Raw genomic sequence first — 8,733 nt, 5'->3', positions numbered from 1 at the left:
GGGGGGGGGGGGGGGGGGGGAGGGGGGGACTGGGAGACTGGGGGACTGGGGGACTGGGAGACTGGGGGAGCAGAATTAATTTCTTGCACCATAAATCTAACATCTGAGATCTGAGATCTGAGATCTGAGATCTCAATACATTCCTTGCTTAAACAGCTTTTTATTCTCCCTGTCTCGGTAACCTTTGTAGAGGTAATAAGCATATCCTCCATGAACCCTTACTTTTTCAGGAAAGGGGTAATTGAGGTAAAAAGTATTAATGATATCACCCGATCTTAGGTCGATCTCCATGAGCTTGCAAACTCCGCTTTCCATCTCAAGGGCAAAAGCCCGCAGTTGTTTTTCATCGACCAAAACCTCATATTCTTCCCACGTTTTATCCAGGAAGACTGAAGACAAAATCTTTTGGTCATTTTTAACCTGATGAAAAGTTATTGGCACATTAAAAAGATGATCTCCCTCTTCCGTAAAATAACGAATAGCGGATTCAGGAAAATCAAAGACCGCCACATAATTGTCTATTCTTTTAAGCTGTGCCATGACCGGAGCATAATAAGCAATCTTGTTAAAGTGATGATCCACTTCCCTGTCTCTTTCATCTCTGACACGCAAATTCGGAAATTCGGTATTACCGTTCAGATCGCTCACTCTTATTGGAGTTTCCAAAGATTCTGTCCTGTAAGTCGTGGCCCACATCAACAACATATCATCTTTGTTTTTTCTCAGCATATTCAATTTAAACTTGTCAATGATATTACAAACAATTCTGCTCTTTCCCGTATTCAGATCAATAGAATAAAAATCTACCTGTAAGTTATATAATGATTTACGCATTGCGAAAATATGACGGCCGATGTTGGTGATGCAACTGGAGAATGCATAATTGAAGAATCCGGCAGACATAGGATTTTCAAGTTCCAGGGTGTAGTTCTTTCTCACCACAACATAAGCAGAATCCTTTGTAACCAGGTGTATGTCGTCGAGGCAGGATTTGACAATTGCCTGAGGTTTACCAGGAAGGGACTGATTTCGACTGATCGTGTCCCCGTCCTGGTCGAGCAGCAATAGCTCCGACCTTTTTAGCCGGTCGCGGAAAATCAGCAGGTAGATCAGATCACCTGATAACTCATAATCAAGTACCGAATAAACATCGTCTTTAAAGATGGCCTGGATTTTCTCGGCTTTGACGGTCACTTCATTCAGCGGGAACACTTTTGAAACGAGCTTGATGTCAAACACTTTCGGCATGTTGCCATCAACCCTGATCCTTCGGGTTTCATAGCCGATACAGGTAATGACAAGAGTATCTGGAGGTTCCAGGGCAAAGACAGAGTATTCGCCGTCGGTCCCGGTAACAGCCACATAGTTGTTCTTCTTCAGTCTCAGATGTACAAGCGGAAGAGCTTTTCCATCGGAAGCATCAAACACATGGCCTTTGAAGAATACAGGAATTTCCTGGGTGAGGGAAAATAATGGTGAAAGCAGGAAAACCGCCAGCATGATGGGCAATGAAATGCCATATTTGTTTTTCATGATGGGAGGTTTTGGTTGCGTTAAAATTACAGAAAAATCTCCTGATTGCAAAATATTACTCAGTTAACGGCAGGTTTTAATCAGGAAAAGGATGAGAGAAGGTTGTTATTCATTGAGCAACTGATTCGTATAAAGGGGCTTGATCACCGATCATATATTCATAATTCACTCATTCCGCTATCCAGCAGCTTCTTAATAGAAATATTTCCATCAATAAGATTCCAGTGGATTCCTAAGCCGGACAGGGAAATAGTCAACTTTTCCTTTTCTTCCTTGCTGGCAGCAGCCAACTTTTTTGAAAGACTGACCCATTTATGACGATACACATTATCAACAATAAGTAAAAATACAATATCATTAATTACTTCTACTATTTTTATGTCATTCAAAGCAAGAATATGTATTGGCTCATCGATCGTCGATCGTCAATCATCCCCCCCCTCCTCCTGTCAAACCCCAAAACAACACGCTCTTCTTCCCCAACACCTTCTCACCCAACAGCGATGGCCTGAACGACATTTTCAAGGCAAAAACCGCATCGGACAACATAACACACTTCCACCTGTTCATCTACAAGCGCTGGGGCGGCCTGGTCTTTGAAAGCAAAAGTATCACCGAAGGCTGGGACGGGCAATACAACGGACAGCCGGCACCGGAAGGAACGTATGTGTATCGGGTGGAGTATGCTGTGGGAGGTGGAGAGATGAGGGAAGTGGATGGGGTGGTGGTGGTGGTGAGATGATCCTGGTTTCTCCATACCTTACATCAGATGCATTAAGTAACCAATTTTGACATTCTTGATTATTTGCCGAATTATTAATAATTTTGATTAAAAAATTATGCATCAGATCCTGGCAAAAAACATTGAAAGTATCAAGATGTTATGTGCAGCACATAATGTAAAATACTTATATGCATTCGGATCGGTTTGTACCAATGATTTTAATGATTCCAGCGACATTGACTTGTTGGTATCACTTAAGCCAATGGAATTTGGAGAATATGCGGACATGTATTTTGCATTGGCCGACAAGCTCGAAGAACTTTTTCAACGTCCGGTTGATCTGATAACAGACAAATCGTTGTCCAATCCCTACTTCATTAAATCCGTTGATCAGACCAAAAAGCTGCTTTATGAATGATCAATTAAAAAAGTATCTATTTGATATAAAAGAGGCCATTTTGTCCATTGAATCTTATTTTCAAGGCAAGAAACAATTTGATATATACTCAAAAGAAAAAATGTTGCGAAGAGCTGTTGAACGGGAGCTTGAAATTATTGGGGAGGCCATCAACCGCTTAGACAGGATTGATTCTTCAATTGAGATTTCCGGTAAAAATCAGATTATTGGAATGAGAAACAGGGTCATTCATGGTTATGATAAAGTTGACGACGAAATAATCTGGGGTATAATCATAAAGAACTTGCCTGTATTGAAGAAGAAAGTAGATGACCTATTAAATGCATAGAAAATCATTTTGGGGAATCAATTTTCAATTCTGAATTCCACTCCAGCAAATCGCATTTCCGTTTCACATCAAAATGCACAATGCGAATTTCGATCGTATATCATTTGTTCTTAGATCTTCGATCCTTCTCCCCCTACAGCGACGGCCTGAACGACATCTTCAAAGCAGTAACCGCATCGGACAACATAACACACTTCCACCTGTTCATCTACAACCGCTGGGGCGGCCTGGTCTTTGAAAGCAAAAGCATCACCGAAGGATGGGACGGGCAGCACAACGGACAGCCGGCACCGGAAGGAACGTATGTGTATCGGGTGGAGTATGCTGTGGGAGGTGGAGAGAACAGGGAGGTGGATGGGGTGGTGGTGTTGGTGAGGTGAGATAAATTGACAATGGCAGCATTCTCTGACTATAGCACTTCTTGCTCGTCACTCATTAATCGAACCGGATTGACGAACAAGGATCAAGGAGTGTTGACTGTTGAAGTGTCTGACAATGCGTTACCTGCCGTAATATTTATCCAATTGAAATATTAAGGTTCCTTCCCAATCCAATTTCAATTAATTTATAATACGTTGAGATCTGTATATCACTCTGACCTCTTTCAATTCTGGATATATAACTTTTTTTTGTACCCGTTTTCTTTGCCAGCTCTTCTTGAGTCATGTTCGCTTCTTTTCTTGCTTCTTTTAACATTACACCAAGCCTGAAAGCCAAAGAATCAGATTCATATTTATCACGCTCAGGAGTACCTTTTATGCCATATTGTTCATTTAAAAGGTCTTCAAACTTTGTTATGTTTTGCATCACTTTATTCCTCCATATTTTTCTAAGAGATATTCATCTTTAAGTTTCTCAGCCAGTTTTATCTCTTTTTTAGGTGTTTTCTGAGATTTTTTCAAAAAGCAATTCGTTAGAACAACCAGGCTTCCTTTATCGTAAAAACATAAAATCCGTATACTTTTGAAAGTGGTAATTACTCGGATTTCATGAATACCGTTTGTATTGGTTAAAGGTTTAAAGAACTTAACCGGAACATGTTGCTCATATCTTACTAAATCAAGAACAAATTCAATTTTTCTTCTGACTTTATTGTCTTGAGATTTATAGAATTCAACGAAACTTTCTTTGTAAGATATTATTTCACGAATCACCACGCAAAGTTAACTAATAAGTTTACAATTCCCAAATTTTTTGAGCCTATTTTTACTCCTTTAATAAGGCAGATATCTGGAAGGTAAAAAGCAATTTGCAATATCCTCAAAAGAAAAAATGTTGCGAAGAGCTGTTGAACGGGAGCTTGAAATTATTGGGGCGGCCTGGTCTTTGAAAGCAAAAGCATCACCGAAGGATGGGACGGGCAGCACAACGGACAACCGGCACCGGAAGGAACGTATGTGTATCGGGTGGAGTATGCTGTGGGGGGTGGAGAGATGAGGGAGGTGGATGGGGTGGTGGTGTTGTTGAGGTGAATATATTGAGCAATACATGTTTTTTGCTTATCTTTACATTATCTTTTAATACATCTTTTTATGAACACCGCAGAATTAAAACGTGAACTGATTCGCCAGATAGAGAGTATTGATGATCCATATTTTTTAAATGCCATTAAAACCATATTGGATTATAATAAAAAAGAACCGGTCATTGAGCTAGCACCGGAGCAGATCAACGAATTACTTAAGGCAAGCGAGGAAGGGAAAAGCGGGCATTATACTTCCCAGGTTGAAATGGATAAAAAGGTCAACCAATGGCTAAACGAAGAGTAGTCTGGACAAAAAATGCCGAGAGCCAGTTACAGGAAATCCTTCAATACTTTTCTGAGAGAAATAAGAGTGAAGAATATTCTTTTAAACTTTACCAATTGTTTAAAGGCGAATTGGAAAAAGTAGCAATAAACCCCGATATCGGTATAAAAACCAAATTATATAATATCAGAGGACTAATTGTTAAAAATTACATTTTGTTTTATGAAATATATAAAGAATTGATAATGGTACTTAATGTTTGGGATTGCAGGCAAGATCCGAATAAACTGAATATCCCCAAATAATTTACAATTCTGTATTCTGTATTCTGTATTTACAATTTTATTTTCGATTGAATATGGATAGGCAATTGAATATTTTCTATTTGCAATGCATTGACAATATTAAATTGCCCATTGTCAATCCAATTGACAATACAGAATACAGAATACAGAATCGACAATTTATCTTATCCGGTTAATCTTCCGTAGTCCGCTCCTCCCGATCTTATCCACTTTCCTGTCGTAGGTCATCAGCCCGTTGGTTTCGGTTTCCACGTCGGTGATCTGAGTGTAGATGGAAGCGGAAAGGCCGCAGGCATCTTTCATCTCTCTGATACGGTCATAAAAGTCCCTGTATTGTTCCAAAAGATCTTCTTTCGTGCCCATCTTTTTATATCCCCAGTTTTCTTCCTGCCAGGTATGGCCTTCAACATAAAGTCCCAGGCCACCGAACTCTCCCAACACGTTCGCACGGTTTTCTTCCAGTTCAGGGCAGATGGGGTCGGGGTAATGGTGCAGGTCGATCACGTCACCCACACCGCGGTCCTGCCACCCGCTGGTGTTGTTAACCAGCCTGGTGGAATCGACGGAGCGAACAAGGTCGACGATGCCTGCCGTATTGTACTGTCCCCATCCTTCATTAAAAGGCACCCACATGATGATGCTGGGGTGGTTAAATTTTGTTTTGATCATCTGTACCAGTTCCTGCTCGAACTGTTGTGTTTCTTCCGATGGCCTGTCCAGGTCGGGTTTGCCGGGAGGCACATAGCCGGAAGTGCTGGGCATGTCCTGCCACACCAGGATGCCCATTTTATCGCACCAGTTGTAAAAGCGGCGGTTCTCCACCTTCACATGCTTACGCAGCATATTGAAGCCCATATCTTTGACGGCCTGCAGGTCGTAGACCATGGCCTCGTCCGTGGGCGGGGTGTAGATGCCGTCGGGCCAGAAGCCCTGATCGAGGGGGCCGTTCTGAAATACAAATTCATTGTTTAGCATGAGGCGTGTGAAGCCTTTGTCATCTTTACCAAGTGATATCTTGCGCATACCGAAATATGAATGGACCTCATCCAGGATCTCTCCGTTACGAATGAGCTTCAGGTTGAGACCGTACAAGAAAGGATCGTCCGGGTTCCAGAGATGGGGGTCAGGAACGGGGATCTCGCTCCATCCGGAGGCGCTGATCATCTCATGGATCGTGTCCCGACCGGCCCCACTGATGGTGGCTTCTACTTCCAGTCCTTCCGTATCTCCTGCAATGATGGGGTTTATCCTGACCAATGCCCTGTCGATGTCGGTTATCACCCGGAAATCCTCCAGGTGTGTCTGGTCAACCGGCTCCATCCATACGGTCTGCCAGATGCCGCTTGTCGGGGTGTAAAAGATGCCTTTGGGTTCTTTCACCTGTTTGCCACGGGGTTGTGGGCCGTCGTTTGAGGGATCCCACACAGAAACCAGAATCTCGCATTTCTTTCCTGGGATCACTTCATGAGTAATATTGAATGAAAAAGGATCGTATCCCCCTTTATGTTCCCCTACCGGTTTTCCATTCACCCAAACGCGGGTGTACCAGTCGGATGCTTCGAAATGCAGCAGGATGTCCTTGTTCTTCCAGGATGACGGGATTCTGACCGTCCGTTTGTACCAGACTATACTGTCGGCCCCAACCATTTGTCCTATACCGGAAAGGCCTGATTCAACCGGGTAAGGAACGAGTATCCTCCTTGTGAACAGGGTTTCTTCATCGTCTTTCTTTGAAATCTCAAAATCCCACAGACCGTTCAGGTTCAACCATTCGGCTCTTTCCATCTGGGGACGGGGATAATCCGGCCAGGCATTACCGGGTGTAACATCCTGAGCCCATCTTGTTTGCAAGGGCATTGGGGCAGGCGCATAAACATAAGATTCTTTGCAGGAATCCAAACAAAACAGTGGTATCAGGAGGAATAAAAATGAGATAATCCGGGTTTTCATTGTCAAAAGGTTAAAATGGGTAAAGTAAATGTTAAAAGTAAGGAAAATCCGGATTTCATATTTCAGGATTTGACATTTTAAGTAAATTAACAGAATCCGGGGTATACGTTCTGATAATGTTGTATTTTCGCCGCAATTACATCATAAAGCCACCATAATCTAATTTATTTCCGGATGAAGGTTACAATAATCGGTGCAGGAATATCAGGTTTATCAGCAGGTTGTTATTTGCAAATGAGCGGATTTGAGACCGAGATCTATGAAAAACACTCGAAACCGGGAGGTCTTTGTACCAGTTGGAAGGTTGGCGATTACACATTCGACGGTTGTCTTCACTGGCTCCTGGGATCAAACGAAAGCAATCCATTCTATACATTATGGTCTGAACTTATCGATATGAAATCCGTTGAGTTTGTTAATCATCAGTCGCGGGTAGATATCGAAGTGAAGGATCATACCGACCGGAACGGCAGCAAGGTTTTTCATTTATACACCGACATTGACCGTCTGGAGAAATATATGATCAGTATTGCCCCGGAAGATAAAGCCCGGATTAAAAAGCTGATCCGGTCCATGCGTTTTATCCAGCGCTATGATGTCCCACCGGAGATCAAAACCCAGCCGGCATTTTATTCTTTCAGACAAAAGATCGGTATGATAAAATACCTGCCTTTGTTATTGTTCATGCTCAGGAATCGCTACGTAACGAATTTCACCTTTGCGGAAAAGCTTAAAAATCCTTTCCTCAGGGAAGCGTTCCGGTTGATCTTCGACGGAGATGAATTTCCTTTGCTCATTGTAACCATTCCCCTGGCATTTTCTGATCTTTCCGGAACGGGTTATCCCATCGGAGGGTCACTTCGTTTTGCGGAAAAGTTTGAGGAGAAGTATTTATCGCTCGGAGGTAAGATACATTACCATAGCGGGGTCAGCGAGATTCTGGTTGAAGATGATCGTGCAAAAGGGATACTGTTGGATGACGGGCGGGAGATCGCATCGGATATAACTGTTTCTGCGGCCGACTGGCATTTTACTGTTTTCAGGGCATTGAAAGGAAGGTACACCGATAGGAAAATTTTGGATCTGCGGGACGGAATCAGTTTCCAGGTATATTACTCCTTAATCAACGTTTCGCTTGGTATTGCCCGCCCATTGGACGATCTACCGCATTTATCGAGGTTCCCGATTCCTGAAGAATTAAAATCCCCGGATGGAACCGTTTATACACGGATGGAACTGCATGTATATAATTATGACCCCACCCTGGCACCCGCTGGAAAAACCTGTGTGTCGGTCAGCTTTTATACTAAAAAGGGAGATTTCTGGATCGACCTGTATAAAAGCGATCATCAGCAATATGAACAGATCAAGGCAAATCTTGCCGAACGGGTGATTGAAATTCTCGAACAAAAATTCGGTGGCATCAGGGATTATGTTGAAGAGACCGATGTTGCCACACCTGCAACCTATCACCGTTATACCAACAATTGGAAGGGGAGCATTCAGGGTTGGCTCCCGGGGAAAAACCTGATGGTTCCCTCCCCCGTTGCGTTTGAGCTCCCAGGATTGAAAAACTTCTATTACAGCAGCCATTGGTCACTCCCGGGCGGCGGATTGCCATCTGCAATTAAAACCTCACGTGACATGGCAAAGGTGATTTCCAGAAAATTCAACGGGTAAGAGCAGAGGCGGGAATGATCGAAGATCGGAGATCGGAGATCGATGAT

At 42.9% G+C, this 8,733-nt stretch carries 13 protein-coding genes; 8 read left to right on the top strand and 5 right to left on the bottom strand.

Annotated features, from left to right (window positions below):
* Positions 1-132: 132 nt before the first annotated feature.
* The gene (locus KKA81_04115; GenBank protein ID MBU2650099.1) at positions 133-1,533 is read right to left on the bottom strand and encodes a carboxypeptidase-like regulatory domain-containing protein; all 1,401 of its coding nucleotides are present in this window, start codon (positions 1,531-1,533) and stop codon (positions 133-135) included.
* Between the two features lie 158 nt (positions 1,534-1,691).
* Positions 1,692-1,922 carry a DUF2442 domain-containing protein gene (locus KKA81_04110; GenBank protein MBU2650098.1) on the bottom strand — a complete coding sequence of 77 codons (231 nt, stop codon included), beginning with the start codon at positions 1,920-1,922 and terminating at the stop codon, positions 1,692-1,694.
* Positions 1,923-1,936: 14 nt separating this feature from the next.
* On the opposite strand from KKA81_04110, the gene KKA81_04105 reads away from it, so the two are divergent.
* From KKA81_04105 to KKA81_04090, 4 genes are all read left to right on the top strand, one after another.
* Positions 1,937-2,275 (top strand): gliding motility-associated C-terminal domain-containing protein, encoded by a 339-nt coding sequence (locus KKA81_04105; GenBank protein ID MBU2650097.1) that lies wholly within the window; start codon positions 1,937-1,939, stop codon positions 2,273-2,275.
* Between the two features lie 97 nt (positions 2,276-2,372).
* Positions 2,373-2,675: a nucleotidyltransferase domain-containing protein gene (locus KKA81_04100; protein MBU2650096.1), complete on the top strand. Its 303-nt coding sequence runs from the start codon at positions 2,373-2,375 to the stop codon at positions 2,673-2,675.
* Positions 2,668-3,003, top strand: coding sequence for a DUF86 domain-containing protein (locus tag KKA81_04095; GenBank protein ID MBU2650095.1), 336 nt, complete (start codon positions 2,668-2,670; stop codon positions 3,001-3,003). Before KKA81_04100 ends, KKA81_04095 begins: the two co-directional genes overlap by 8 nt.
* 104 nt (positions 3,004-3,107) lie before the next feature.
* Positions 3,108-3,383, top strand: a complete 276-nt coding sequence (locus KKA81_04090) for a gliding motility-associated C-terminal domain-containing protein (GenBank protein MBU2650094.1) — start codon at positions 3,108-3,110, stop codon at positions 3,381-3,383.
* A gap of 136 nt (positions 3,384-3,519) precedes the next feature.
* On the opposite strand, the gene KKA81_04085 is transcribed toward KKA81_04090, so the two are convergent.
* Together KKA81_04085 and KKA81_04080 are read right to left on the bottom strand one after the other, a co-directional pair.
* Positions 3,520-3,810 carry a helix-turn-helix transcriptional regulator gene (locus tag KKA81_04085; GenBank protein ID MBU2650093.1) on the bottom strand — a complete coding sequence of 97 codons (291 nt, stop codon included), beginning with the start codon at positions 3,808-3,810 and terminating at the stop codon, positions 3,520-3,522.
* Positions 3,810-4,157, bottom strand: a complete 348-nt coding sequence (locus KKA81_04080; protein MBU2650092.1) for a type II toxin-antitoxin system RelE/ParE family toxin — start codon at positions 4,155-4,157, stop codon at positions 3,810-3,812. The genes KKA81_04085 and KKA81_04080 overlap by 1 nt, the downstream gene beginning before the upstream one ends.
* Before the next feature lie 165 nt (positions 4,158-4,322).
* Between KKA81_04080 and KKA81_04075 the strand changes: the two genes are divergently transcribed.
* Genes KKA81_04075 through KKA81_04065 form a run of 3 tightly spaced genes read left to right on the top strand, consistent with a single transcriptional unit; the run spans position 4,323 to position 5,056 of the window.
* Complete coding sequence (locus KKA81_04075; protein ID MBU2650091.1) at positions 4,323-4,475, top strand: gliding motility-associated C-terminal domain-containing protein; 153 nt, start codon at positions 4,323-4,325, stop codon at positions 4,473-4,475.
* Between the two features lie 60 nt (positions 4,476-4,535).
* A complete protein-coding gene (locus KKA81_04070) occupies positions 4,536-4,772 on the top strand; it encodes a hypothetical protein (protein MBU2650090.1) in 237 nt (78 codons plus the stop codon).
* Complete coding sequence (locus KKA81_04065; protein ID MBU2650089.1) at positions 4,754-5,056, top strand: type II toxin-antitoxin system RelE/ParE family toxin; 303 nt, start codon at positions 4,754-4,756, stop codon at positions 5,054-5,056. Before KKA81_04070 ends, KKA81_04065 begins: the two co-directional genes overlap by 19 nt.
* Positions 5,057-5,215: 159 nt before the next feature.
* Here the strand turns inward: KKA81_04065 and KKA81_04060 are convergent, their stop codons facing one another.
* Entirely contained in the window at positions 5,216-7,006 is a 1,791-nt protein-coding gene (locus KKA81_04060) for a beta-galactosidase (GenBank protein ID MBU2650088.1), read from the bottom strand.
* A 174-nt stretch (positions 7,007-7,180) separates the two neighbouring features.
* Here KKA81_04060 and KKA81_04055 point away from each other — a divergent pair, with 174 nt between their 5' ends.
* Positions 7,181-8,686, top strand: a complete 1,506-nt coding sequence (locus KKA81_04055; GenBank protein MBU2650087.1) for an NAD(P)/FAD-dependent oxidoreductase — start codon at positions 7,181-7,183, stop codon at positions 8,684-8,686.
* The last annotated feature ends 47 nt before the right edge of the window (positions 8,687-8,733 follow it).

The sequence above is a fragment of the Bacteroidota bacterium genome, from assembly GCA_018831055.1.
GTDB lineage: Bacteria > Bacteroidota > Bacteroidia > Bacteroidales > B18-G4 > M55B132.
The sequence above is the reverse complement of the archived record's forward strand: the minus strand, read 5'-3'. Positions and strand labels throughout refer to the sequence as shown.

Bases quoted from the DNA above. Each gene is read 5' to 3' on its own strand.
- KKA81_04055 (MBU2650087.1), top strand. From the start codon at position 7,181: ATGAAGGTTACAATAATCGGTGCAGGAATATCAGGTTTATCAGCAGGT.
- KKA81_04085 (MBU2650093.1), bottom strand. From the start codon at position 3,810: ATGCAAAACATAACAAAGTTTGAAGACCTTTTAAATGAACAATATGGC.
- KKA81_04115 (MBU2650099.1), bottom strand. From the start codon at position 1,533: ATGAAAAACAAATATGGCATTTCATTGCCCATCATGCTGGCGGTTTTC.
- KKA81_04100 (MBU2650096.1), top strand. From the start codon at position 2,373: ATGCATCAGATCCTGGCAAAAAACATTGAAAGTATCAAGATGTTATGT.
- KKA81_04070 (MBU2650090.1), top strand. From the start codon at position 4,536: ATGAACACCGCAGAATTAAAACGTGAACTGATTCGCCAGATAGAGAGT.
- KKA81_04095 (MBU2650095.1), top strand. From the start codon at position 2,668: ATGAATGATCAATTAAAAAAGTATCTATTTGATATAAAAGAGGCCATT.
- KKA81_04065 (MBU2650089.1), top strand. From the start codon at position 4,754: ATGGCTAAACGAAGAGTAGTCTGGACAAAAAATGCCGAGAGCCAGTTA.
- KKA81_04060 (MBU2650088.1), bottom strand. From the start codon at position 7,006: ATGAAAACCCGGATTATCTCATTTTTATTCCTCCTGATACCACTGTTT.